Annotated in this window: 25 protein-coding genes and 1 pseudogene; 16 read left to right on the top strand and 10 right to left on the bottom strand. The window is 67.3% G+C overall.

Features of this window, described 5'->3' with window-relative positions; genetic code table 11:
• Positions 1-25 precede the first annotated feature (25 nt).
• The 3 genes from ACVENA_RS17275 to ACVENA_RS17265 all read left to right on the top strand — a co-directional run bounded on the left by ACVENA_RS17275 (position 26) and on the right by ACVENA_RS17265 (position 3,809).
• Entirely contained in the window at positions 26-1,375 is a 1,350-nt protein-coding gene (locus ACVENA_RS17275; RefSeq protein WP_449326375.1) for an ATP-binding protein, read from the top strand.
• Positions 1,376-1,518: 143 nt separating this feature from the next.
• On the top strand, positions 1,519-2,412 hold the full coding sequence (locus ACVENA_RS17270; RefSeq protein WP_449326374.1) for a TauD/TfdA dioxygenase family protein: 894 nt from the start codon (positions 1,519-1,521) through the stop codon (positions 2,410-2,412).
• Complete coding sequence (locus ACVENA_RS17265) at positions 2,409-3,809, top strand: FAD/NAD(P)-binding protein (protein WP_449326373.1); 1,401 nt, start codon at positions 2,409-2,411, stop codon at positions 3,807-3,809. The genes ACVENA_RS17270 and ACVENA_RS17265 overlap by 4 nt, the downstream gene beginning before the upstream one ends.
• A gap of 6 nt (positions 3,810-3,815) precedes the next feature.
• Here the strand turns inward: ACVENA_RS17265 and ACVENA_RS17260 are convergent, their stop codons facing one another.
• From ACVENA_RS17260 to ACVENA_RS17250, 3 genes are all read right to left on the bottom strand, one after another.
• Positions 3,816-4,541: a hypothetical protein gene (locus tag ACVENA_RS17260; RefSeq protein WP_449326372.1), complete on the bottom strand. Its 726-nt coding sequence runs from the start codon at positions 4,539-4,541 to the stop codon at positions 3,816-3,818.
• Positions 4,542-4,553: 12 nt separating this feature from the next.
• Positions 4,554-5,765, bottom strand: a complete 1,212-nt coding sequence (locus ACVENA_RS17255) for a toxic anion resistance protein (RefSeq protein WP_449326371.1) — start codon at positions 5,763-5,765, stop codon at positions 4,554-4,556.
• Between the two features lie 272 nt (positions 5,766-6,037).
• A complete protein-coding gene (locus ACVENA_RS17250; protein ID WP_449326370.1) occupies positions 6,038-7,009 on the bottom strand; it encodes a bile acid:sodium symporter family protein in 972 nt (323 codons plus the stop codon).
• 109 nt (positions 7,010-7,118) lie between these two features.
• Here ACVENA_RS17250 and ACVENA_RS17245 point away from each other — a divergent pair, with 109 nt between their 5' ends.
• From ACVENA_RS17245 to ACVENA_RS17235, 3 genes are all read left to right on the top strand, one after another.
• Positions 7,119-7,781: a 5'-methylthioadenosine/S-adenosylhomocysteine nucleosidase family protein gene (locus ACVENA_RS17245; RefSeq protein WP_449326369.1), complete on the top strand. Its 663-nt coding sequence runs from the start codon at positions 7,119-7,121 to the stop codon at positions 7,779-7,781.
• A 96-nt stretch (positions 7,782-7,877) separates the two neighbouring features.
• Positions 7,878-9,710: a translational GTPase TypA gene (gene typA, locus ACVENA_RS17240; protein ID WP_449326368.1), complete on the top strand. Its 1,833-nt coding sequence runs from the start codon at positions 7,878-7,880 to the stop codon at positions 9,708-9,710.
• 176 nt (positions 9,711-9,886) lie between these two features.
• On the top strand, positions 9,887-10,444 hold the full coding sequence (locus tag ACVENA_RS17235; RefSeq protein WP_449326367.1) for a pseudouridine synthase: 558 nt from the start codon (positions 9,887-9,889) through the stop codon (positions 10,442-10,444).
• 45 nt (positions 10,445-10,489) lie between these two features.
• Here the strand turns inward: ACVENA_RS17235 and ACVENA_RS17230 are convergent, their stop codons facing one another.
• The gene (locus tag ACVENA_RS17230) at positions 10,490-10,828 is read right to left on the bottom strand and encodes a YciI family protein (RefSeq protein WP_449326366.1); all 339 of its coding nucleotides are present in this window, start codon (positions 10,826-10,828) and stop codon (positions 10,490-10,492) included.
• Positions 10,829-10,968: 140 nt separating this feature from the next.
• On the opposite strand from ACVENA_RS17230, the gene ACVENA_RS17225 reads away from it, so the two are divergent.
• From ACVENA_RS17225 to ACVENA_RS17215, 3 genes are all read left to right on the top strand, one after another.
• Positions 10,969-11,544: a peroxiredoxin gene (locus tag ACVENA_RS17225; RefSeq protein WP_449326365.1), complete on the top strand. Its 576-nt coding sequence runs from the start codon at positions 10,969-10,971 to the stop codon at positions 11,542-11,544.
• A 134-nt stretch (positions 11,545-11,678) separates the two neighbouring features.
• On the top strand, positions 11,679-12,491 hold the full coding sequence (locus tag ACVENA_RS17220) for an NIPSNAP family protein (RefSeq protein ID WP_449326364.1): 813 nt from the start codon (positions 11,679-11,681) through the stop codon (positions 12,489-12,491).
• A gap of 11 nt (positions 12,492-12,502) precedes the next feature.
• Positions 12,503-12,973: a DUF1579 domain-containing protein gene (locus tag ACVENA_RS17215; protein ID WP_449326363.1), complete on the top strand. Its 471-nt coding sequence runs from the start codon at positions 12,503-12,505 to the stop codon at positions 12,971-12,973.
• 18 nt (positions 12,974-12,991) lie between these two features.
• Here the strand turns inward: ACVENA_RS17215 and ACVENA_RS17210 are convergent, their stop codons facing one another.
• A complete protein-coding gene (locus tag ACVENA_RS17210; RefSeq protein ID WP_257545387.1) occupies positions 12,992-13,606 on the bottom strand; it encodes a TetR/AcrR family transcriptional regulator in 615 nt (204 codons plus the stop codon).
• Positions 13,607-13,769: 163 nt separating this feature from the next.
• Between ACVENA_RS17210 and ACVENA_RS17205 the strand changes: the two genes are divergently transcribed.
• Together ACVENA_RS17205 and ACVENA_RS17200 are read left to right on the top strand one after the other, a co-directional pair.
• Positions 13,770-14,282 carry a hemerythrin domain-containing protein gene (locus ACVENA_RS17205; protein WP_257545385.1) on the top strand — a complete coding sequence of 171 codons (513 nt, stop codon included), beginning with the start codon at positions 13,770-13,772 and terminating at the stop codon, positions 14,280-14,282.
• A 50-nt stretch (positions 14,283-14,332) separates the two neighbouring features.
• Complete coding sequence (locus tag ACVENA_RS17200; RefSeq protein WP_257545383.1) at positions 14,333-14,599, top strand: DUF3297 family protein; 267 nt, start codon at positions 14,333-14,335, stop codon at positions 14,597-14,599.
• 271 nt (positions 14,600-14,870) lie between these two features.
• Here ACVENA_RS17200 and ACVENA_RS17195 read toward each other — a convergent pair whose 3' ends face one another.
• From ACVENA_RS17195 to ACVENA_RS17185, 3 genes are all read right to left on the bottom strand, one after another.
• Entirely contained in the window at positions 14,871-15,431 is a 561-nt protein-coding gene (locus ACVENA_RS17195) for a CHAP domain-containing protein (protein ID WP_257545381.1), read from the bottom strand.
• 290 nt (positions 15,432-15,721) lie between these two features.
• On the bottom strand, positions 15,722-18,073 hold the full coding sequence (locus ACVENA_RS17190) for a putative bifunctional diguanylate cyclase/phosphodiesterase (RefSeq protein ID WP_449326362.1): 2,352 nt from the start codon (positions 18,071-18,073) through the stop codon (positions 15,722-15,724).
• 270 nt (positions 18,074-18,343) lie between these two features.
• Positions 18,344-20,095, bottom strand: coding sequence for a fatty acyl-AMP ligase (locus ACVENA_RS17185; RefSeq protein ID WP_449326361.1), 1,752 nt, complete (start codon positions 20,093-20,095; stop codon positions 18,344-18,346).
• Positions 20,096-20,223: 128 nt separating this feature from the next.
• Here ACVENA_RS17185 and ACVENA_RS17180 point away from each other — a divergent pair, with 128 nt between their 5' ends.
• The 4 genes and pseudogenes from ACVENA_RS17180 to ACVENA_RS17165 form a co-directional block, all read left to right on the top strand.
• On the top strand, positions 20,224-20,847 hold the full coding sequence (locus ACVENA_RS17180; RefSeq protein WP_449326360.1) for a hypothetical protein: 624 nt from the start codon (positions 20,224-20,226) through the stop codon (positions 20,845-20,847).
• A 34-nt stretch (positions 20,848-20,881) separates the two neighbouring features.
• Positions 20,882-21,343 (top strand): DUF192 domain-containing protein, encoded by a 462-nt coding sequence (locus tag ACVENA_RS17175; protein ID WP_449326359.1) that lies wholly within the window; start codon positions 20,882-20,884, stop codon positions 21,341-21,343.
• Positions 21,344-21,404: 61 nt separating this feature from the next.
• Positions 21,405-21,791: an NADH:ubiquinone oxidoreductase subunit NDUFA12 gene (locus tag ACVENA_RS17170; protein ID WP_257545372.1), complete on the top strand. Its 387-nt coding sequence runs from the start codon at positions 21,405-21,407 to the stop codon at positions 21,789-21,791.
• 170 nt (positions 21,792-21,961) lie between these two features.
• A pseudogene (locus ACVENA_RS17165) lies at positions 21,962-22,198 on the top strand (DUF2155 domain-containing protein); the annotation flags it as partial.
• Between the two features lie 44 nt (positions 22,199-22,242).
• Here the strand turns inward: ACVENA_RS17165 and aat are convergent.
• Together aat and ACVENA_RS17155 are read right to left on the bottom strand one after the other, a co-directional pair.
• A complete protein-coding gene (aat, locus tag ACVENA_RS17160; RefSeq protein ID WP_449326358.1) occupies positions 22,243-22,950 on the bottom strand; it encodes a leucyl/phenylalanyl-tRNA--protein transferase in 708 nt (235 codons plus the stop codon).
• A 62-nt stretch (positions 22,951-23,012) separates the two neighbouring features.
• Positions 23,013-23,825 (bottom strand): class I SAM-dependent methyltransferase, encoded by an 813-nt coding sequence (locus ACVENA_RS17155; RefSeq protein WP_449326357.1) that lies wholly within the window; start codon positions 23,823-23,825, stop codon positions 23,013-23,015.
• A gap of 70 nt (positions 23,826-23,895) precedes the next feature.
• Here ACVENA_RS17155 and ACVENA_RS17150 point away from each other — a divergent pair, with 70 nt between their 5' ends.
• On the top strand, positions 23,896-24,069 hold the full coding sequence (locus tag ACVENA_RS17150; RefSeq protein WP_449326356.1) for a hypothetical protein: 174 nt from the start codon (positions 23,896-23,898) through the stop codon (positions 24,067-24,069).
• The last annotated feature ends 61 nt before the right edge of the window (positions 24,070-24,130 follow it).

The following is a 24,130-nucleotide window of genomic DNA, read 5'->3' as shown; positions in this document are numbered from 1 at the left end:
GGCGCGGGGTGTTGGGCGCGACACCATGCGCGGCGGCCTCCGGCACAGCCTGACGCTGCGTCTGGGGCTGATCTATGTCGCTCTCTTCCTGACCTCGACCGTGGCGCTGTTCGGCGCCGCCTATTGGATCGGGGTCTATCAGCCGCTGCTCGAAGCCGCGGCAGGGGTGAGCGACGAAGCGGCCGAACTGGTGGCGATCGACCGCGGCGGCGGGCGCGACGCGCTGGTGCGTGCGCTGCTGGTGCGCGAGAAGACCGGCCCCAAGCGCCCCTTTCACGCGCTGATCGCTCCGGACGGCAAGACGGTGACCGCCAATCTGCCGAGCTGGCCCGAAACGCCGGTCGGCGGCTGGGCCACGCTGGAGGCCGACGTCTATCAGGCGGGGCAGGAACAGGATTATGAAGCGCTCGTCGTCGAGCGGCGGCTGAGCGACGGCGCGCGGCTGATCGTCGGGCGCGATGTCGAGGCGATCGACGATCGCGACGAACTCTACACCATCGGATCGCTGTGGCTGATCCTCTTTGCGGCGCTGCTCGCGCTCGGCGGCAGCGTCGCGATGAGCCGCGCGGTCGGCCGGCGGATCGATGCGGTGACGCGGACGGCGCGGCGGGTGATGGCGGGCAATCTGACCGAGCGTATTCCCTTGCGCGGCACCGGCGACGATTTCGACGAGCTTTCGGCGACGCTCAACCTGATGCTCGGCCGGATCGAGGAGGCCGTCGAATCGGTGCGCCGCGTATCCGACAATGTCGCGCACGAGCTCCGCACCCCGCTGGCGCGGCTCCACGCCGATCTCGACGAACTGCGCGCGGCGGAAAGCGAAGAGGAGCGCCAGCAGCTTGCCGAGCAGGCGGCGACCGAAGCCAAACGGCTGCAGGCGATCTTCGACGCTTTGCTCCGCATCGCGCGCATCGAAAGCGGGCGGCACCTGACCGGAATGCGCCGTATCGACCTGACGACCTTGCTCGCCGATGCGGTCGAACTCCACACCCCCGATGCCGAGGCGCATGGGCAGAGGATCGAAAGCCGGATCGCGCCGGGGCTGGAACTGGATGCCGATCCGAACCTCCTGTTCCAGGCGATCTCGAACCTGCTCGACAATGCGGTCAAATATGGCGGCGCGGGCGCTGTCATAGCGGTGTCGGCGCAGCGGACCGAGCGCGGGACCGAAATCGCGATCAGCGACAGCGGTCCCGGCATCGCCGATGCCTGGCGCGACCGGGTGACCGAGCGTTTCTTTCGCGGCCCCGATACGGTGGGGCAGCCCGGAACCGGCCTTGGCCTGGCGCTGGTGTCGGCGATCGTCGGGCTGCACAAATGGCATCTGGATATCGAGGATGCCCGGCCCGGAACGCGGGTGCGGATTCGCTGCTGACCCGAACGCGCGCCACCCGCCGCGCCTTTCGGGCGATCTGCCGCGCGCCATCTTGTCAATTATTTTAGTTGAGTTAATAATCCTGGCGCGGGACGTAATCCGAGTCGACCGATCCATCACCGACCGGCGAGAGGAGAATGCCGATGGCCAGCCTTGCCCAGATTCCCGATATCTTCGATGCCGCGCGCTCGCTGGGCATCGCCATTTCGCCATCGACCCCGACGATCGGCGCCGAGATCAGCGGGCTCGACCTCGACCGGCCGCTGTCGTCGATCGAGGGCGACCTGTTGCGCGCGGCATGGCTGCGCTTCAAGGTGATCTTCTTCCGCGACCAGGACATCGGCCACGAAAGCCATGTCCGGCTCGGCCGCTTCTTCGGCGAGCTCGAAGGCCATCCGGTGATCCCGCATATCCCCGGCTATCCCGAAATATTGCGGATCGAGGGCGTCGAGGGCGTGCGCCTGACTGCTGAAACGCTCGGGCCTTTTCAGGCCTATAACAAATGGCACACCGACGTGACCTTTCGCGAGCGGCCGTCGATCGCCTCGATCCTGCGCGCGCGCATCCTCCCGCCGCTCGGCGGCGACACGATGTGGGCCGATGCCGCGGCCGCCTATGCCGGGTTGCCGCAGGCGGTGAAGGACCGGATCGAGGGGCTCGATGCCGAGCACGACATCGTCCGCAGCTTCGGCGGCCGCGTGACCGAGGAAAAGTGCGCCGAGCTGGCGCGCGACTTTCCGCCGGTGCGCCATCCCGTCGTCCGCACCCATCCCGAGACGGGCGAAAAGATTCTCTACGTCAACTACACCTTCACGACGCGCATCCTCGGTGTAAGCGAGGAAGAGAGCGACGGCCTGCTTCGCCTGCTGTTCGACCGGATCAAGGTGCCCGAATATCAGGTGCGCTTTCGCTGGACCCCGAACGCGATCGGTATCTGGGACAATCGCTCGACCCAGCATTATGCGGTCGGCGACTATTGGCCCGCCGAGCGCCTGCTCGAACGCGTGACCGTCGCGGGCGACGTGGTGCGCCGGTGAACCTGATTAGCAGCGAGCTTCATTCGCCGCGCCCGCGCTTTCGTACCGCGACCCGCGTCGCGATCGTCGGTGCGGGCTTTTCGGGGACGATGCTTGCGCTCAATCTGCTCGAACAGGCCGATGTCGAGGTTCTTCTGATCGAGCGCGACCGCCACCGCATGGGCGCGGGGGTTGCTTATAGCAGCAGCGAAAGCGCGCATCTGCTCAACGTGCGCGCGGGCAATATGAGCGCGTTCGCGGATCGTCCCGACCATTTCTGCGACTGGCTCGCGGCGCGCGGGCTCGGCTGCGATGCGGCGTTTGTGACGCGCGCAACATACGGCCGCTATCTGCGCGAGACGCTCGCCGGGGCGATGGAGCGCCATGGCCGGCGATTGAAGCTGGTCGACGACGAAGTGCTCGATATCGAGGAGCGCGGCGGACAGGTGACGCTCGGCCTCGTCAACGGCGGGCTGATCGAGGCCGACCGCGCGGTGCTCGCGATCGGCAATCTGCCACCGCACGATCCGCCTGCTATCGTCGGCGCCCATCTGCCCGCGCACCGCTACATCGGCGACCCTTGGGCGAGCGCGTTCGAGGAGGGGCTGGACAAGCAGGCGGCAGTGCTCGTCATCGGTACCGGCCTGACCGCGGTCGACGTGATATTGCGGCTGGTGTCGCATGGTCATGAGGGGCCGATCACCGCGCTGTCGCGGCGCGGCCTGCGTCCGCATCGCCATATCGACGGGCTGCGTCCCAAGCCGGTGCTCGCGAAGCCGGCGCCCGAACTGTCCGAACTCGTGCGCTGGGCGCGCGGCGAAGCGCGCCGCCGCGACTGGCGACTGGTCGTCGATTCGATCCGCCCGATCACCCAGATGATGTGGGCCTCGGCCGACGCCGAAAAGCGCACGCGCTTCCTCCGCCACCTCCGCCCTTTCTGGGACGTGCATCGCCACCGGCTCGCGCCCGCGGTTGCCGATCGCATCGACGAGCTGGTCGCGTCGGGCCAGCTCTGCTTCCGCGCGGGCAAGATCGTCGGCGTGAGCGCCGAGCGCGACGCGCTCGCCATCGCCTGGCGGCCGCGCGGCGCGGCGGATCCGGTCGTGACCCGCGCGGCGCGGATGATCAACTGCACCGGGCCGCAGGGCGACCTGCTGCGCTCGGCCGACCCGCTGGTGAAGCGGATGCTGGCGGCGAAGCGCATCCGCCCCGACGCGCTGCGCCTCGGGCTCGACATCGATCGCGACGGTCACGTGATCGATGCGCGTGGCCACTCGTCGGATCATATTCTCGCGATCGGCCCGATGACGCGCGGCGATTTGTGGGAAGTCGTCGCGGTGCCCGATATCCGTATTCAGGTGAGCGCGCTCGCGCGCCGCCTCGTCAATGCGCACTGGACGGGCGGCGAGGGGCTGTGACTTCGTTCAGTCCGTTCCCGGCATATCCTCGCCCTCCAGCCCCTGATATTTGAGCTGGAGATAGCGTTCGCGCGTCGCGAGCTTATCGAGTTCGCCCGCCGCGAGGTTGCGCGCCGCTTCGCCGATCTCGCGTTCGAGCATGGTGAGCCCGCCGACGAGTGTTTCGTCGGGGGTGCGGCCGGCATGGGCTTCCTTGCGCAGCCCCGCCGGGATGCGTTGATAGCCCGCGACGAGCTCGGGCAGGTCCTCGCCGACGAGCTTGCGGATGTTCGCGGCGGCGGGGCTTGATGTATCGAGCGTCTGGAGCTGCGGCGCGAGCAGGTCGAGCTGCACCCCGATGCCGTCGACGAGCTGGCGCGCGGGCGCGGGAAGCGCCGGGCGCTGCGCCTCAAGCCAGATTTCGGTGCGCCCCGCGAGCTGTTTCAAATCCGCCTTGGGCAGATCAGCCTGGCGCGGCTCGGGGAAGGGCGGCCATTTGCCGAACAGGAAGGCGACCGCGACCAGCAGCAGCGTGACCGCCATCACCCCGGCGAAGCCGAGCGGCTGGATCACCATGCCGAAAATCGCTGCGGCGATCAGCACCGCGCCGCCGGCCAGAAAGATGCGGCCGATCTTGCGGGCGAGATGCTGGCGGCGTAGCGCCATGCTCTTGGTGCCGATCGGGCGCCGCCGCTCGCGCGATCGTTCGATCGCCGACGCGGCGGAGAGGCGGACCTTGTCGACCTCGCTCATGGTCATTTCGCCTTAGCCTTCGAGCGCGGCGAGCGGACTGCCCTCGCCACCGACGCTCGCCTGCGCCTGGCTCGCGCCCTCGGCGCGCGCGATATAGCCCTTCGACTTGGCGACCTCGCTTTCGAGCGTGCCCACCGTCGTCTTCATCGTGTCGAGCGCCTTGAGCTTGAAGGTGTCGATCGCGTCCATCGTGTCGTAGATGTTCTGGAAGGCGCGGCTCAGCGTCTCCATCGGGATCGTGCTCGACGCCGCCTGCTCGTGGATGCGCGCCGTATTGTCCTTCAGCATCTTCGACGTGCCGTCGATGATGTTCGCGGTCGTGGTGTTCAAGGCGGTGATCTGTTCGAGTACCAGTTTCTGGTTGGTCATCGCTTGCGCGACGGTGATCGCGGTCTTGAGCGCGCCGACGGTGGTGGTGCTCGCGCGGTCGACGCCCTTCACCAGCTCGACATTATTCTTCTTGACCAGATCGAGCGCGAGATAGCCCTGCACCGTCACCGCCATCTGGGTCAGCAGGTCCTGCGTGCGCTGGCGCGCATAGAAAAGGGCGTTTTCGCGCAGGATCTTCGCCTTGGCGGGGTTGGTGCCGTCGAGTTCGGTCGCCTTCGCCTCCAGCCGCTCGTCGAGCGTTTTGGCGATGTGGATCATCTGCTCGAGCTTGCCCATCGATTCCCACATTTTGCGGCGTTCGACATCGATGGCGGCATTGTCCATCAAGAGCTCGTCCTTGCCGTTGGAGAGCGCGGTCAGGATGCCGCCGATGTGCGTCTGGGCGCTGCGGTATTGCGCGAAATAATTGTTGATCTTGCTGCCGAAAATCTTGTCGAGAAAGCCGCGCTTCGACAGCAATTTGCCGTTCGCCGACGGGTCGAGCCGCTCGACCGTGGTTCGAAGTTCGATGAGGCTCTGGCCGATGTCGGTGTCGCGGTCCATCGCGCGGATCGGGCGGTCGAGGAAGCGGTTGCTGTGGCTCGCCGCCTCCAGCATCTCCTTGCGGCCCATGTTGGTGATCTGGTCGACGCGCTTGCCGAATTCGGGGCTGTTCTCGTCCTGCGCAACGAGGTCGTTGATGAAGCCGTCGACGCGCTCCTCGAGCTTTGATTTCTGCTCGCCCGACAGCGGGACGAGCCCGGCGGCCTTTTCGGGCGCGACGGCGGGGACGGGTTCGGGCGGCGTCAGCGTCAATGCCTCGGTTGCGGTCGCCGTCGCGGTGTCTTCGCTCATAACTATCCTTCCAGCTCCGTGCCCGTTTTCTATATGACATGCCGGTCTGTATTGTTCAAGTATCACACCTTGGAAGAGAGGCGCGGGCGGCGCGATTTTGATTTCACGCGAAGGCGCAAAGAAGAGAAATCTCACACAAAGACACAAAGAGGGCGCGCCCGGCCAGAGGCATCGGCCCGTCGCCGCAGGCGACTATATCGAATGCGCTTCGCGCGGTTCTTTGCAGCGCTCATAGCGTGCCCCGCCCTCTTTGTGCCTTTGTGTGAGAAAATTCAGGCGATGCCGTCGCCGCGCCGCGCCAGTCCCGGCGCGATCCAGGCGGAGACGATGAGCTGCGCCATATGATAGATGAGGATCGGCACCAGCACCATGCCCGCGACCGCGGGCGGAAATAGCGTCGCGGCGAGCGGCGCGCCGACCGCGATGCTCTTTTGCGCGCCTGCGAACAGCATGGTGATGCGGTCGGGCCGGGCGAGACGCAGCAGGCCGCCGAGCAGCCAGGCGCCGGTGAAGGCCAGCGCCAGCATCGCGGCGACCGCGGCAAAGACGATGCCGATCTCGCGCATGTCGAGCTGGTGCCAGATGCCGCCGACGACGGCGGCGGAAAAGGCGACATAGACGGCGATGGCGATCGAGGTGCGGTCCATGAAGGTCGCGGCGCCGCGATGCGCGAGTACCCACGGGCGCAGCCAGCGCTGCGCCGCTTGCCCGGCGATGAAGGGCAGCAGCAAGGTGGCGACGATGCGCAGCGCGGCGTCGCCGCTGATGTCGCCCGCGCTGCCCGCGATCGCGGCGAACAGCAGCGGCGAGACGATGACGCCCGTCAGGTTCAGCAGCGCCGCCGCGACGACGCTGGCCGCGACATTGCCGCCCGCCATGCTGCTAGCCGCGGTCGCCGACATGACGGTCGACGGCAGGATGCCGAGGAAGAGGAAGCCGAGCGCCAGCGTGGGAACGGCGGGCAGCAGCGGCGCGGTCGCCGCCTGCGCCGCCAGCCCGATCAGCGCCATGGCCCCGAAGCTGTAGAGAAGATTGCCGCCCTGCAGGCGCCAGTTGCGGATGCCGTGCAGCACCTCGTCGCGCGGCAGGCGCACGCCGTTCAGGAAGAACAGCAGGACGATCGCCGCGGTTGACACACCCTGTGCGACCGGCACCGCGGCGCCCTGGACCGGCAGCAGACTGGCGAGCAGGATCGTCGCGAACAGGACGGGGACGAAGCGGTCGGGGAAGATACGGGACAGCATGGGGCGGTGCGATGGCGGGGCGCGCGGCGCTTGGCAAGCCCAAGGATCGGCCGCCGATATTCCAAAATCCTATTGCTCGACACGCGCGGGAGCGGCGCTAAAGGGCGTCATGGCCCGCATCCTGATCCTCGCCGCGCTTCCCGAAGAGGCCGACGCGCTGTTCCCCGGCGAAGGCGTCCGCGACGTCGGCCGTTTCGCCGTCCGCCGGCTCGCCGCGCACGGCCATGATCTCGCCGTCGTCACCACCGGCCTCGGCAAGGTCCATGCGGCGCTTGCCGCCGGGCTGTTCGGCGCCGACGCCGACCTGCTGCTGATGAGCGGCACCTGCGGCGCGCTCGATGCCGAGGCGGGCCGCGCCTATTGGCTCGCCGAGGCGGTGCAGCATGATTATGGCACGGTGCGCCCCGGCAGCTTCGACCGCTATCGCGCCGGCGACTGGCCGGCCGGTGAGGCGGGCGAGGTGCATTTCGCCGCCATGCCCGACCCCGGCCTCGGCCTGCCGCACGCGCGGATCGCGAGCGGCGACAGCTTCCTAGCCTGCCCCGACGTCGGCGCCGGCATCGCGCGCGGCCTCGGCGCAGCGCTCGTCGATATGGAGGTCGGGGCGGTCGCGCAGGCAGCGCTGCGGCTCGGCAGGCCGTGGGCGGCGATCAAGGCGGTCACCGACACCGCCGACGAAGGCAGCCGCCGCGATTTCCACGCCAACCTGGTTCCTGCGGCGCGCAGTGCGGCCGCCGAAATCGAGCGACTCGTCGCGCGGATTGCGTTATAAACGCCTCGGCAATTTTGTTGCGCTGCGGTAGGAAATTCGCTACGCGCGCGGCCAAATCGCGGCACGGCGCCGCGCTGCTCCCATAAGGTATTTTTGATGTCCCTGCGCAATATCGCCATCATCGCGCACGTCGATCATGGCAAGACCACTCTCGTCGACCAGCTTTTCCGCCAGTCGGGGACGTTCCGTGACAATCAGCGCGTTGAGGAACGCGCGATGGATTCGAACGACCTCGAAAAGGAGCGCGGGATCACCATCCTCGCGAAGTGCACCTCGGTCGAATGGGGTGAGGGCGCCGACGCGACGCGGATCAACATCGTCGATACCCCGGGCCACGCCGATTTCGGCGGCGAGGTCGAGCGCATCCTGTCGATGGTCGATGGCGTCATCCTGCTCGTCGACGCGGCCGAAGGCCCGATGCCGCAGACCAAGTTCGTGACCGGCAAGGCGCTCGCGCTCGGCCTGCGTCCGATCGTCGTCGTCAACAAGATCGACCGCAGCGACGCGCGCGCCGCCGAAGTGCTCGACGAGGTGTTCGAGCTCTTCCTGTCGCTCGACGCCAATGACGAGCAGCTCGACTTCCCGATCCTTTACGCCTCGGGCCGCGGCGGCTTCGCCTCCGACAGCCCCGACGCGCGCGAAGGGACGCTGGAGCCGCTGTTCAAGACGATCGTCGGTCATGTGCCGGCGCCGGGCCTCGACGAGAACGGCCCCTTCACCTTCCTCGCGACCCTGCTCGACCGCGACAATTTCATCGGCCGCATCCTGACCGGCCGCGTCCAGTCGGGCACGGTCAAGGTCAACCAGCCGATCCACGCGCTCGACGCCGAGGGCAAGGTGATCGAGACCGGCCGCGCCTCGAAGCTGCTCGCTTTCCGCGGGCTCGACCGCGTGCCCGTCGAGGAAGCGCGCGCGGGCGACATCGTCGCGATTGCGGGGCTGACCAACGCCACCGTCGCCAACACCGTCGCCGACCCGAGCGTCAGCGAGCCGATCGCCGCGCAGCCGATCGATCCGCCGACGCTGTCGATGCGTTTCGCGGTCAACGACAGCCCGATGGCGGGCCGCGAGGGCAGCAAGGTGACGAGCCGCATGATCCGCGATCGCCTGATGCGCGAGGCTGAGACCAATGTCGCGATCCGCATCACCGAAAGCGCCGACAAGGACAGCTTCGAGGTCGCGGGCCGCGGCGAGCTTCAGCTCGGCGTGCTGATCGAGACGATGCGCCGCGAAGGCTTCGAGCTCGGCATCAGCCGCCCGCGCGTCCTTTATGGCGAAGACGAGGCTGGCAAGCGCACCGAGCCCTATGAAACCGTCGTCATCGACGTCGATGACGAGCATAGCGGCACGGTCGTCGAGAAGATGCAGATCCGCAAGGCCGACCTGACCGACATGCGCCCGTCGGGTGGCGGCAAGACACGCATCACTTTCAGCGGCCCCTCGCGCGGCCTGATCGGCTATCACGGCGAATTCCTGTCGGACACGCGCGGCACGGGCATCATGAACCGCCTGTTCGAGAAATACGGCCCCTACAAGGGCGTGATCGAGGGCCGCAAGAACGGCGTCCTGATCTCGAACGGCGCGGGCGAGGCGGTTGCCTATGCGCTCGGCCCCTTGGAAGAGCGCGGCATCCTTTTCGTCTCGCCCGGCGAGGCGCTCTATGAAGGGATGATCATCGGCGAGAATGCCAAGCCCGACGACCTCGAGGTCAATCCGATGAAGTCGAAGCAGCTCACCAACTTCCGCTCGACGGGCAAGGACGACGCGATCCGCCTCACGCCGCCGCGCCGCATGACGCTCGAACAGGCGATCGCCTATATCGACGACGACGAGATGGTCGAGGTGACGCCGAAGAACATCCGCATCCGCAAGGCGATCCTCGACCCGCACGAACGCAAGAAGGCGTCGCGCAAGAAGGAAGCGGCTTAAGAAACAGACCGGCGGCTCCATCGGGTCGCCGGTTTTTCTTTGGCTCCCCCTATTCCCGTTCGTGTCGAGCGAAGTCGAGACACCCATCGGGGCTGTGCCAAGCCGCGGGGTGTCTCGACTTCGCTCGACACGAACGGTTAGATAGGTCGGCTTTCCAATCTCAAGAGGACCGCGCCTTGAGCCGGCTGATCCTGTTCAACAAACCATACGGCGTTCTGTCGCAATTTACCGACCGCGGCACCGAAACCGCGCGCGCGACGCTGTCGGATTATATCGATGTGCCGGGTGTCTATCCCGCGGGCCGGCTCGACCGCGACAGCGAGGGCCTGCTGCTCCTGACCGACGATGGGGCGCTACAGGCGCGCATAGCGTCGCCGCGGCACAAAATGCCCAAAACCTATCTGGTGCAGGTCGAGGGTGAGCCCGACGCGGCGAGCCTCGACCGGCTGAGATGCGGCGTTGTGCTCAACGACGGCCCGACCCGTCCCGCCGCCGCCCGCCGGATCGATCCGCCCGACTTGTGGCCGCGCGACCCGCCGGTGCGATACCGCAAGAGCGTCCCCGATTCCTGGCTGGAACTGACGATCACCGAAGGCCGCAACCGCCAGGTCCGCCGCATGACCGCCGCGGTCGGCCATCCGACGCTGCGGCTCGTGCGCTGGCGGGTCGGATCGTGGGAGCTCGGCGATCTGGCGCCGGGGATGTGGTGCTGCGTCGGCCGAGGAGGAAAATAGGGACTGTCCCTATTTTCATCGCGTTCGATCGGATTGCTATCGGCCCTAGCTCGCCGGGTCGTACAGGAACGCGCGAAGTTCCTGCGCGCACCGGCAGGCCGCGGCGATCCTGCCCGCCCATGCGACCGCGTCTTCATGAGTCGGCAGTTCCAGCACCGTGAAGCCGCCGTTCAGCCGGCTGTCCGGATAGGTTTCGGGGGACACCGACCCGTCGGCAAAGATCCGCACCGGCGCGACCTGCTCGTCGATGCCTCCGCCGAACACATAGACGCCGGCGGCCTTCGCTTCCTCGATCACCGCGCGCGCGGCGGCGGACACGACCGGAAGCTCCTCATCCGTCAAGACCATGGCTTCGCTCGGGAAGGAGATGAGATATTTGGTCATGCCGCGATGATGCATCGCCGACCCGAAGGCGGCAAGGGGCCGCCGCCGATCGCATCACTTTTGCATGCGTCTCGACAGCGTGGTAATCGCGTGTGAACCGGACCGGATGCGCTGGCCCCGTTCGCGTTGGAGAACCGCCGATGAAAATCCGGAAGAAGATCGCTCAAATCGGGATGGTGGCGTCGCTCGGCCTTGGTCTGGCGCTGGCCGTCCTTCCGGCACAGGGCATCGCGGCCCTTCAGCAAGGCGCGAAGGCGCCCGATTTCACGCTGAACGCCGCCTTGGGCGGCAAGCCTTTCAGCCTGTCCTTGAAGCAGGCGCTGCGGAAAGGGCCGGTCGTGCTCTATTTCTTCCCCGCTGCTTTCACGCCCGGCTGCACGGTGGAGGCCCATCTGTTCGCCGAAGCGAGCGACGACTTCAACCGGCTCGGCGCGCGCGTCGTCGGCGTCACCGCCGGCAACATCGATCGCGTCGCGGAGTTTTCCCGGTCGGAATGCCGCGACAAATTCGCCGTCGCGGCCGATCCGGGCGCCAAGATCGCGGCGAAATATGACACCGCCATGCCGGGGCCGGGGCAGACGATGATCTCCAGCCGAACCTCGTTCGTCATCGCGCCAGACGGCACCATCCTGCTCGCCTATACCGATCGCAATCCGCAGACCCATATCGAAAAGACGATGGCGGCGGTTCGCGCGTGGAAGGCCCGCCACCGCTGATCCGAAACCGCGAACGGCCGTTTCCGGGGCAGATTCATCCCATTAGACCATCAGGTTTCCGCGCGCGCGGCGCATCGTTTTGCTGCACTTGACAAAACAGGTCGACCCGTCTGTATTGTAGGTGGAGGTACGCAATGATGGGGAAATGGGCAGGCGCGGTGGTGATAGCCGGGGCGGTGATTGGGGTGACGATCGGCGCGGCGGCGGGGACTGCGCGCGGGCAGACGGCGGACGCGGCCGATACGCAGATCGTCGAACTTCGCCAATATAAGCTGGTTCCGGGCGTGCGCGATGATTTCGTGGCGCTGTTCGACGCGAAGTTCGTCGAGAGCCAGGAAGCGCTCGGGATGCGGATCGTCGGCCAGTATCGCGATCACGACGACGCGGCGCGCTTCACCTGGATTCGGGGTTTTCGCGACATGGCGGCGCGCGAGCGGGGGCTGAAGGCCTTTTACTTCGGACCCGTGTGGCAGGCGAACCGCGCCGCCGCCAATCCGATGCTCGACGACAATGACAATGTGCTCCTGCTGACACCCGCGGCGCCGGGCCTGGGTTTCGCCGCGGCAAAGGCGCGCGAAAACAATGCGGCGGGCGGAGCGGTGCAGGTGGTGATCGAATATCTGTGGAAGACCCCGGATACGGGTTTCGCGGCTTTCTTTGCAGACGAGATGAAGCCGGCGCTCGAAGCGGCGGGAGTGGACGTCATCGCCGCCTATGTGCCGCTCGGCGAGCCCAATAATTTCCCGCAGCTTCCCGTTCGCGACGACCGCAAGCTGCTTGTCTGGTTCGTGCGCGGCGACAGCCACGACGCGATCGCCGCGGCGCTGGCAGGGGCGCGCCGGAGCGCGCGCTGGCAAAGCAGGGTCGCGGCCACTCTGCACGATGCCGAGGAGCGCCCGCCGCAGACGCTGCGGCTCGACCCGACGCCGCGATCGGCGCTGCGCTGAGAAAGGAGAGGATGATGCACGACGGACGCCATGACTTCGCTTTCCAGACCGGCGACTGGCGCGTGCGGCACCGCAAGCTGCGCGAGCGGCTGGCGGGGAACACCGACTGGTTCGAATTCGATGGCACCTGCCGCGGCTGGGAGTTGATCGGCGGCGCGGGCAATGTCGACGATCATTGGCTGGAAGACCCGAACGGCGCCTATGCCGCCGCGACGGTGCGGCGCACCGATCCCGTGACCGGCCTCTGGTCGATCTGGTGGCTCGATTCGCGCTTTCCGGGGCTCGCGCCGCCGCTTCAGGGGCGCTTCGTGAGCGGCGTCGGCACCTTCTTCGGCAAGGACGAACATGCTGGGAGGCCGATCGGCATTCGCTTCATCTGGTCGGAGATCACCGATTCCGGGGCACGCTGGGAACAGGCCTTTTCGGCCGACAACGGCGCTACCTGGGAAGTTAACTGGATCATGGAGTTCTCCCGCGCCTGAGCGTCCCGGATTGTATGTTTAGGGCCGGGCCAGCAAGCGCATCAGGATCGCGACCGCCGAATCGAGCGGGGCGGGGGATTGTTCGGCCTTCGCCATCGTCATAGCGCCCGAATAGGCGGCGACGATAAAGCCCGCGAGGTCGGTGGCGGAGACCCCGGCAAAGGCCGGCGGCGTGGGTTCGGCGGCGATGCGTTCGGCGATGCGTGCCTGCCAGTCGGCGAAGATATGCTGGAGTGCGGCGCGGAAATCCGAATCCGAAAAGGCAAGCTCGACCGCGAGATTGTTGACCGGGCAGCCGCGCACGAAGCCCTGATCGCCGAGTTCGCTGCCGATCGCCGCCATCGCGGCGCGCACCCCCTCGGCCACGGTCGGCGCGGCGATCAGCGGGGCGAGCCAGGCGGCCTGCAGCGCATCCGCGACCCGTTCGCGCACGACCGCCAGGCCCAGCGCCTTCTTCGATTCGAAATGATGGTGGAAGGCGCCGCTCGACACCCCCGCACGCCGCTTTACGTCCTGTACCGACGTGTCGTGATAGCCGCGCGCCTGAAACAGGTCCGCGGCGGCGTCGAGGATGCGCGCGCGCATCCCCTCGGGATCATTGGTCCGGATCGTGCCGCGGCGCTTCGTTTCCATCGATCGAGGGATTAGGCGAATTTGGCGGGAGCCGCCAGCGGGCTCGTCCGAACGCGCCGCATCGCGCGGGCGATGCCGGCTTGGGACGTGGTGGTTAACGCTCTTTTCACGCGGCTCGCCTAGGTGGGGAGAACAGGGGCCTCTGGTGTTTTCGGGGGTTGCCATGTCCAGGACGAGCGAGATCGCGCGGTTGCGCGCCGAACATGCCGCGCTCGTCACGCTGTCGCGTTTCCTGACGAAGCTTGTCGCAGCGCCGCATCCGCCGCGCGCCACCGAACTCGCGGCGGTGCGTGGCATGTTGCGCGATACGCTGATCCGTCATCTCAAATGCGAGGATTGGGCGCTCTATCCGCGTCTGCAGGCCAAGGGCGATCCCGACCTGATTGCGCTGGCGGAGACGTTCGTGCACGAGATGGGGCATCTTGCGGCCGACTTCGCGGCCTATGACGCGCGCTGGACGGCGGAGGGCATCGAAGCCCGATGGTCCGATTTTTGCGCCGAAACGACCGACATGCTGAGCGCACTGGCGATGCGGATCGAACGCGAGGATCGGGACCTCTATCCGGCCGCCGAGCGGCTCGCGGCGGCGGAGTCGAGCTTTGCGGGCCGAGCGCGCAGGCCCGCCTGGCCGCGCGCGCCCGTCGAGTCGGCGGACACAGGGTTCGCCGGCGCTTGATTTGGCGCGGCGTCTCGCCTAGCGGCGACGGCCAGAACCGGAGATATAAGATGACCGATACGCCGCCCGACCATTTGTCGACGAACCCGCGCTCGCCCCATTTCGACATGGAGGTGCTGCAGCGCGGCATCGGCATCCGCTTCAAGGGCAAGGAGCGCACCGACGTCGAGGAATATTCGATCTCGGAAGGCTGGATCCGCGTCGCCGCGGGCAAGTCGAAGGACCGCTTCGGCCAGCCGATGACGATCAAGCTGTCGGGCGAGGTCGAGGCCTGGTTCGAGGATGCGGCCGAGGGCGACGAGGCGTCGGAAGACTGACCCGATGCCGAGTGGACGGCGACGCTGCCATGGCTACCCGCTGCAACCAGGGCGTGATCATCTTTGATTGAAAAGGCTGTGTGCTCCCGCGAAGGCGGGAGCCCATATCCGGTCGGTGCTATCCCGAACCGTCCGGAGATGGGTCCCCGCCTTCGCGGGGACACGCTTGTGTTTTATTCAAGGCCGATCACATTCTAAGGTGCAAGCGCCCAAGTCTCGCTGCCCTTCCCGCCTGCGGGAGGGGATCAGCTTTATCAATCTTGGGTCTGGATCAGCGCAGCGAGGCGGCGACGAGGTCGAGGCCGTTGCCGGGCTTCCAGTCGTTCTGCGCCCACACGGGTTCCTCGAACGCCTTGTGGCTGCCGCCGGCCTTGGCGTCGCCGTCGGCGTAGATGAAACCTTGCACCGGATTGGCGCGCAGACCAAGATCGCCGATCGGCGCGTACCAGACGCGGACCAGGCTCCAGTCGCCCTTGTCGCTGACGTCGACGACGCGGACGTTGCGCTCGATCTGGCCGCGGCGGCCGTTGATCGGCGACCAGTTCGCGTGGTCGATCAGGATTTCGCGGTCGCTGACGATCTTCTTGACCACCGCGACATGGCCGAGCGGCATGCCGCGGGTGCCCGCGAACGCCATGACGGCACCCTTGCGGGGTTCCTGGCCGCGGTCATATTCGCCCGCCGCCTGCGACCACCAGGTCTTGGCATTGCCGCGGATTTCGACGCCCGATTCGGCGCGGGCAAAGGGAACGCACTGGAGCGCGCTGGCCGGGACGCTGGCGAGCAGCGAGGCGCACAGGGCGAAGGCACCCAGAAAGCGGCGGTTGAGCATGAAAAGCGACCCCTTTGGCTTGTCTTCAAGCGTTGCAGGGTCTTTGCCGCAGCCGCTGCGCGTCACCAACAATCAAGCGGTGAATCGCGCCCTCCATGCGATGAGCGGGGGAACCTTTTGTTAAGACGTTCCATTCGTCGCGCGGAAGGTTCGGGTCGTCGTTTGACGGATCGCCCTGCGTTGATTTCCGCCAGGAACCGTCATCCCGGCGAAGGCCGGGATCTCGCCGGTGCAGCATTACCGACAGGATGAAATCCCGGCCTTCGCCGGGATGACGGATGGAAGGCTGGTCACGCCGCCGCCGTCGCCGTTTCGGGGCGGCGGAAGAGCATCAGCACGTCGGTCGCGGGCATCGGGCGGCCGTAATAATAGCCCTGGATATTGCTGCAACCGAGGGTGCGGATCGTATCGACTTCGATCTCGGTCTCGGCCCCTTCCGCCGTCGTCGACATGCCGAGGCTGTCGGCGAGCGCGACGACCGCGCGGATGATCGCGATCGATTCGATGCTGCCCTTCGCCGCGCCGACGACGAAGCTGCGGTCGACCTTGATCGTCGAGAACTGCGTCTTGCGCAGATAGCCGAGCGACGAATAGCCGGTGCCGAAATCGTCGAGCGACAGGCGGATGCCGAGACCGATAAGCTGGTCGAGCAATTGCGCCGCGCCGCCGCCGTCGCGCAGGAAGACGCTTTCGGTGACCTCGATCTCGAGCCGCTGCGGCGGCAGCCCGCTCTGTGCGAGCGCCGAGACGACGACCGAGGCGAAGGACGGATCAGTGAGCTGTTCGGCCGAGACGTTGATCGCGACCTTGAGGTTCGACGGCCATTTCATCGCCTCGTGGCACGCGGTGCGCAGCACCCATTCGCCGATCGGCGAAATCAGACGGCTGTCTTCGGCGAGCGGGATGAAGCGGCCGGGCGAGACGTTGCCGAGCTTCTGGTTGTTCCAGCGGATCAGCGCCTCGAAGCCGTTGAGCGTGCCGTCGACGGCGGTGACCACCGGCTGATAGTAAAGTTCGAACTCGCCGCGATCGAGTGCGCCGCGCAGTTCCTGCTCCATCACGCGCCGTTCCTCGGCCTGCGCGTGGAGCGAAGCGACATAGGCGGCGACGATGTTGCCGCCCTTGTCCTTCGACTTGTAGAGCGCGAGGTCGGCGTTGCGGGTCAGCGTCTCGACCGTCGAACCGTCCTGCGGGCCGATCGCGTAGCCGATGCTGGCGCCGACGAAGAGCTGGTGATTGTCGACCACATAGGGCCGGCTGATCGCGGCGATGATGCGCTTCGCGAGGTCTTCGGCATCGTTCGCCGAGGGGACGTTGTGGAGGACGACCGCGAATTCGTCGCCGCCGAGGCGGCCGCAGGTCATGCCGCGTTCCATCAGCCCTTTCAGGCGCGCGGCGACCTGCGCGAGCAATTTGTCGCCGGTCGGATGGCCGAGCGTATCGTTGACCGCCTTGAAGCGGTCGAGATCGATCATCAGCATCGCGCAGCGCGATTTCGCTTCCATCGCCTGATTCAGCGCGCGCGCCAGATCCTCGTGCAGGCTGAGGCGGTTGGGAAGGCCGGTCAGATTGTCGAAACGCGCCATCCGCGCGATCTGCTCGGCGGTCGCATGCTGTTCGGTGACGTCCGACCCGACGCCGCGAAAGCCGAGGAACTTGCCGGTTTCGTCGAGGCGCGGCGACGCCGACAATTCCCACCAGCGCGGCTTGCCGCCGATCGTCACCGGAACGATCAGGTTCGAGAAGCTCTCGCGTCGCTTCATCCGCTCGGCCATGGTGTGAAGGTTCTTGGGGAACTGGCCGCTCTCCCACGCATCGCCCGACAGCGCCTGGAGCAGCGGCACGCCCTCGAGCGCCTCGGCGGTTCCGCCGAGCGCAAAGGCGAGGCGCGGCGAAACGTGGATCAGGCGGCGGGCATTGTCGGTCTGCCACAGCCAGTCGGCCGAGGTTTCCTCGAACTCGCGCAGCAGCAGGCTGACCGTTTCGGTCTTTTCGTGCAGCGTTTCCTCGGCGCGGCGGAAGCGAACGTGATTCTGCGCGAAGCGCACGCAGAAGCCGGAGAGCAGCAGCCCGGCGGCGATCGCCACCGCCGCGAGCTGCGGCGCCCCGGCCAGCGCAAGCGCAAGCGCCGCCGACAGGCTGACCGGCGCGATATAGAGGATGCACACCGACGGCAGGCTGTGCGCGATCATCGCCAGCGTCAGCATCATCAGCAGCGTGATCGCCCACATGGCGAGCGCGTGGCCGGCGTCGGGCGCCGGTCCCTGCAGCCAGAAGGGCACGATCCAGAGCAGCGCGGCATAGAAGGCATGGCGGTTGCACAGCGCGAATTCGCCGGCGCTCGTCGCGCGCGCCTCGCCCAGCGGCCGCGTGACGAAGACGCGATAGGACCAGAGGCAGAAGATCAGCGCGCAGGTCAGCCAGCCCGCCGCGATTCCCCAGCGGACCTGCGGCACCATGCTGAAGGCCGCAAGCAGTACCATGACGATCCCGACCCACAGGCGCATCTTGCCCTTGCCGTGAAGCGGCGCGAGCTGAAGCTGGCGGAGGTTTCCGATGTCCTGGCGCCGCGGCCCCAGCCCCAAGAGGGTTCGCACGGACGCATCGTCGGCATCGATATGGTCGGTCAACAGGCTCTTCACGGGAGCCCGTTTAACGCCCCGGGGTTACTCGAACGTAACTATCCGCCTGTTCGCGAGCGATAATATTGTGCCGCGGCGGGACAAGATGGAGGTGGAGGGCGGAGGTCGGCTTTGGGGTGGTGAGCGGACATCTACTAACGGCTCCCGTCATCCCGGCGAAGGCCGGGATCTCACCCTATCGCCATGTCGCACCGGCGAGATCCCGGCCTTCGCCGGGATGACGGGGTTCGGTCGCTTCCGGTCGAAACCCGCCAGCCCTCCGACGAACCCTCAGGCGGCGATCGCCAGCGGCTGGATTTCGCCCGCCAGATATTGCGCGCGCGCCTTCGAGCGGCTGAGCTTGCCCGAGCTGGTGCGCGGCAGGGTGCGCGGCGGGATCAGTTCGATCAGGCAGTTCATGCCGGTGATCGCGCGGACGCGGTCGCGGATCGTCTCGCGCAGCGCGATGCGTTCGGCGTCGTCGCTGGTGCGGCACTGGACGAGCACCGCGGGGGTTTCCTCGCCCCCCGGCGTGGTGATCGCAAAGGCGGCGATGTCGCCCGACTTGAAGCCGGGAAGCTGCTCGACCGCCCATTCGATATCCTGCGGCCAGTGATTCTTGCCGTTGATGATGATCATGTCCTTGGCGCGGCCGACGATATAGATGTAACCGTCCGACAAATAACCCATATCGCCGGTATCGAGCCAGCCGTCGGCCATACAGGCGGCGGTAGCCTCGGGGTCGCGGTAATAGCCGGTCATCAGCGACGGACCGCTGCACCAGACCTTGCCGACCGTCTGGTCGGGGAGGATGTTGCCTGCCTCGTCGCGCACCTCGATCACCATGTCGCGCGCGGCGCGGCCGCAGTTGACGATCGCGCGATAACGGGTCGGGCGGCCGGCGTCGGTCGAGGCGCCCGACAGCTCGGTCTCCTCGACCAGTTCGACGACGATGCCTTCGCCCGGCGGCATGATGCTGACCGCGAGCGTCGCCTCGGCGAGGCCGTAGCTCGGCAGGAAGGCGCTCGCCTTGAAACCCGCATCGGCGAAGGCGTCGACGAAGCTCTGCATCACGTCGGGGCGGATCATGTCGGCGCCATTGCCCGCGACGCGCCAGCGCGACAGGTCGAAGCGGTCGGCGACATGCGTCTGGCTCGATACGCGGCGCGCGCAGATGTCGTAGCCGAAGGTCGGCGAGTAGCTGAGCGTCGTGCCCTGGTTGCGGCTGATCAGGTCGAGCCACGCGAGCGGGCGGCGGGCGAAATCCTCGGTCTTGAGATAATCGACCGACACCTGGTTGGCGACGGGCGAGAGCAGGCAGCCGACGAGGCCCATGTCGTGATACCAGGGCAGCCACGACACGCAGCGGTCGCTGTCCTGCACATGCATGCCGTGCGAATGCGCGGCGAGATTGTTGAGCAGCGCGCCATGCGTCACCGCGACGCCGTGCGGGAAGCGCGTCGAGCCGCTGCTGTACTGGAGGTAGCAGGTTTCGTCGGTCTTTTGCTCGGGAAGCGCGGCGACCGGGGCGGGGCGCGTCGCGAACGCGCTCCAGTCCATCGGCGCGACGCCGCGCTGTTCGGCGGCCTCGGTCGCCATCGCGGCGATTTCGGGCGGGAAGAACAGCATTTTCGGGTCGCAGCTCGTGAGCTGGACGACGAGCTGGCCGACATAGGATTCGCGGCCGCCGAAGCTGGTCGGCAGCGGCAGCGGCACCGGCCAGGCGCCCGCATAGATGGTGCCGAAGAAAAGCGCGGCGAATTCGGGGCCGGTCTCGGCGATCAGCGCGATGCGGTCGCCGGGCCGGACGCCCGCGGCGACGAGGCGATAGGCGGCGGTGAGCGCGTCGGCCTTGAGCTCGCGATAGGGATAGGGGCGGATCAGCTTTCCGCGCGGATCGTGGAAATTGAGCCCGCGGGTGCCGGCGGCGGCATAGTCGAGCGCTTCGCCGACGGTGGCGAAGTCCGAAAAACGGCGCGGCTGGGCGCAGTGGGTCGGGGTGGGGGCGAGATCCTCCACCGCGGGGGCGGAATTTTCGGTCATAAGGCTTCGCGAATCCCGGCTATCGGAACGCGCTGCAACGATCATGTCATCCTTTTGAGCCATGTCTGCGCTGCGCGATCCCGGTCAGGTTAAACAAATTGGCCCATTTCCGGGCTTTGATGCCCGATATGGCGGCTCTGGTCGTTCTCAATCAGGCCCGACTGTGGCATAAACATGGCATGGTTTCCCGCCGCGCTCCGTCCGACCGTTCCCGTAAACCGCTGGACGCAGCGAAGCTCGACGAACTGGCGCTCGCCTATGTCGCGCGATTCGCGACGAGTCGGGCGAAATTGACGCGCTATCTGGCCCGGAAAATCCGCGAATCCGAATGGGTTGACGAGAGCGACGCCAGGACGGCGTGCGAGGCCGTGGCCGACCGGATGGAGCGGCTGCGCTTCCTTGACGACCGCCAATATGCCGCGATGCGCGCCGGGGCGATGACGCGGCGCGGGCTGGGGCTGCGGCGCGTGAAGGCGCAACTCTTCGTCGACGGCATCGCCGACGCGGACAGCGGCGAAGCGATCGCCGAAGCGGAGGAGCGCGCAGTCGCGGCGGCGATCGGCTTTGCCCGGCGGCGGCGGTTCGGCCCGTTCGCAGTGCGCGCGAGCGATGATCCGAAGGATCGTGAGCGGCAGGTCGCGGCCTTCGCGCGGGCGGGGCATTCGCTCGCCCTTGCCCGCCGCATCCTCGCCGTCCCGCCGGGGGACGCCGACGCACTGGCGGCGCTGGACGATACGGCGATGCTGGATTAGGTCCCGGCATCGCTTTCGGGATAAGGATTTGTCGATGCGCACGCTGATCATCGCTCTGGCCCTGTCGCTCGCGCTGCCGCTGGCGGCGTGCGGCAGCGCAGGGAGTGAGGCGCAGAGCGCCGCGACCATTCCGCTGACGATCGACATGGCGGGCACGGCGCACGCCTTTCGCGTCGAGGTCGCGCGCAGCGCCGACGAGCAGGCGCAGGGGCTGATGTTCCGTACCAGCCTGCCCGCCGACGGCGGAATGCTCTTCCCTTTTGCGAAGCCGAAGATCGCGAGCTTCTGGATGAAGAACACGCTGATCCCGCTCGACATGATCTTCGTGCGCGCCGACGGCAGCATCGACCGCATCGCCGAAAACACGATCCCCGAATCGCTCGAACCCGTGGTCAGCGGCGGTGATGTCGCCGCGGTGCTCGAACTCGCGGGCGGCACTGCGGCGCGGCTCGGGCTCGACGAGAGCGCCAAAGTGACATGGAAAGATGGGAAATAGCGGTGCGCCGCACCGTTTGACGCTTGCGAACCGCGCGTCCTTCCCTGTAAACGCCAGCGCCATGAGCATTCTCGGCAAGATTTTCACCTGGTGGGACGGCGCGACCGTCGGCACGTTGCTGAACAGCTGGAGCAGCGGCGAAAAGGTCGGCGAGGACAGCCTCGGCAATCGCTACTATCGCGCGAAGAAGGGGACACGCCGCTGGGTGATCTATAACGGATCGAACGATGCGAGCCGGGTTCCGCCCGAATGGCACGGCTGGCTGCACGGCACGCTCGACGAACTGCCCGGTGAGGCGCTGCCCGCGCCGCGCGCGTGGGAGAAGGAGCCGAGCGCGAACCTGACCGGCAGTCTTGGCGCCTATCGCCCCGCGGGCGCGCTCGAACGCGGCGGCCACCGCGCCGCGGCGACCGGCGACTACGAAGCGTGGCGTCCGGGCGCCGACTGAGCTTCGTGAGCGCCTCCCTCTCCCGCATCGCGCTACTGGCGCTTGTCGCGGCGACCGCGCTGACCGCGTGCGATCGGAACGGCGGCAAGCGGCCCGGCGAAACCACGGCGCAACTCGCCAAGTCCGAACGCGTCCCGCAGGAAGTCGGCGGGATCGAGGGCGCGACCCCGATGGATCAGCGCGTCGCGGTGCTCGGCCTGCTCAACAAGCGCAACGGCCTCGTCCGCGAGCTCGAGATGAAGCCGGGCGAGACCGCGCGCGTCGGCCGTGCGATCGTGCGGCTGCGTGCGTGCGAACAGACCGCGCCGTGGGAGGATCCGCCCGAAACCGGCGCCTTCGTCCAACTCACCGTGCAGGATCAGCGCGACGATAAATGGTATCGCGTGTTTTCGGGCTGGCTGTTCAAGGAGCGCCCCGAGCGCAACGTGATCCAGCACCCGATTTTCGACGTCTATGTCAAAAGCTGCGCAATGACATATCCCGGCGGCGAGCCCGTCGAGCATGCGGTCGCCAAATCGGCCGCGCCCGCGCCCAAGCCGTCGAGCGCGCCCCAATCGCCGGCGACGAATGGCGGCGAGGGCGCCGCTGCGCCCGCTCCCACGCCTGCACCGAAGGCGGCCCCGGCGCCCAAGGCCGCGCCGTCCGACAGCACCGAATAGAGCCGCACCAGATAATCGGCCTGCGGGATTTCGATCGCGCCGAGGCTGGCGAGGTGCGGGGTGATGAACTGGCAGTCGAGCAGCCGCCAGCCGCCCGCCTTCAGCCGCGCGACGAGATGCGCGAGCGCGACCTTCGATGCGTCGCGCGCCCGGCTGACCATCGATTCGCCGAAGAAGGCGCGGCCGAGCGACACGCCATAGAGACCGCCGACGAGTTCGCCGTCCAGCCAGCATTCGACGCTGTGCGCGTGGCCGAGCTGGAACAGCCGCTCGTAGCTCGTCTTGATGACCGGGTTGATCCAGGTCGTCGGCCGATCGTCGGCGGGCTCGGCGCAGAGCGCCATCATGTCGCGAAAGGCGGTATCGGTGGTGACGCGAAAGCGGTCGGAGACGATGACCTTTTTCAGGCTCTTCGACAGGTGGAAGCCGTCCAGCGGCAGGATCGCGCGCAGCCGTGGCTCGACCCAGTGGACCGACGGGTCGTCCGCCCCGTCGGCCATCGGGAACAGCCCCTGCGCATAGGCGCTGAGCAGCAGCGCGGGGTCGATGGACTCGAGATGTTTCAGGGCGCGGGCTTCACGAATTTGAGCGTCATGCGGTCCGATTCGCCGATCGCCAGATATTTATCCCGGTCGGCGTCCTTCTGCGCCAGCGATGGCGGCAGCGTCCACACGCCGCCCGGATAATCGTGCGTATCCTTGGGGTTGGCATTGACGTCGCTTTCGCCGGCAAGCTTGAAGCCCGCGGCTTCGGCGAAGGCGACGACCGACGAGCGCTTCATGTATCCGCTCTTTTCCTCAAGCGTCGAATCCATCTCCTCGGGCAGGCGGTGATCGACGACGCCCAGCACGCCGCCGGGCTTCAGCATCGCATAGATCTGCCGGAAGGCTTCGCCGGTCTTGTCGGTGCCGCCGAATCGCCAGTTGTGGACATTACGAAAGGTCAGCACGACGTCGGCGCTGCCATCGGGCACTTTCGGCCCGGCGCCGGTCGCGGGAAATTCGGCGAGTTTGACCGCGCCATAAAGATCGGGCTTCGCGCCCTGCCATTCGCGGATGCGATTGAGGCCCTTTTCCCAGGGCGCCGCGGCGTAGAGCGTGCCGCCGCCCGCCTTCGACAGCGGCGCGAGGATTTCGGTGTACCAGCCGCCGCCCGGCCACAGCTCGACGACCGTGTCGCCGGGCTTCACGCCGAAGAAGGCGAGGGTTTCGGCGGGGTGGCGATAACGGTCGCGCGCGACATTGGCGGGGGTGCGTGTCGAGGCGCCCACCGCGTCCGCGATAGCGGGAGCGATCGGGCCGCCGTTCGGGCTTTCGGCGAGGGCGGGCGCCGCGAGGGCGACGAGAGCACTTGCAACGAGGATCAGCGGACGCATATGGGCACCTTCTTTCCGGGGGAGAAGAAGCCCCCTGTTTGCGAAGGGATGCGCATCAATGCAAGGGTCGATGCTGACGGTGAGCGCAGTCAGTGCCGTGCTCGCGGTGGTCGCCGAGGTCGCCGATTACCGCCGCCGTCACCGGCGCGACGTCGATGCGGTCGGTTTCATGCCGTGGCGCGGCATCGCGCTGGTCAGCGTCACGGTGGCGCTGTTCGCGGCGGCGTTTGCGCTGAAGGGCTGATTCTCGCGTCATTGCCAATCCAGAGCGGTTTACGCGGGCTCTGGATTGCTTCGCTTCGCTC

The organism is Sphingopyxis sp. 550A (genome assembly GCF_053569535.1).
The sequence above is the reverse complement of the archived record's forward strand: the minus strand, read 5'-3'. Positions and strand labels throughout refer to the sequence as shown.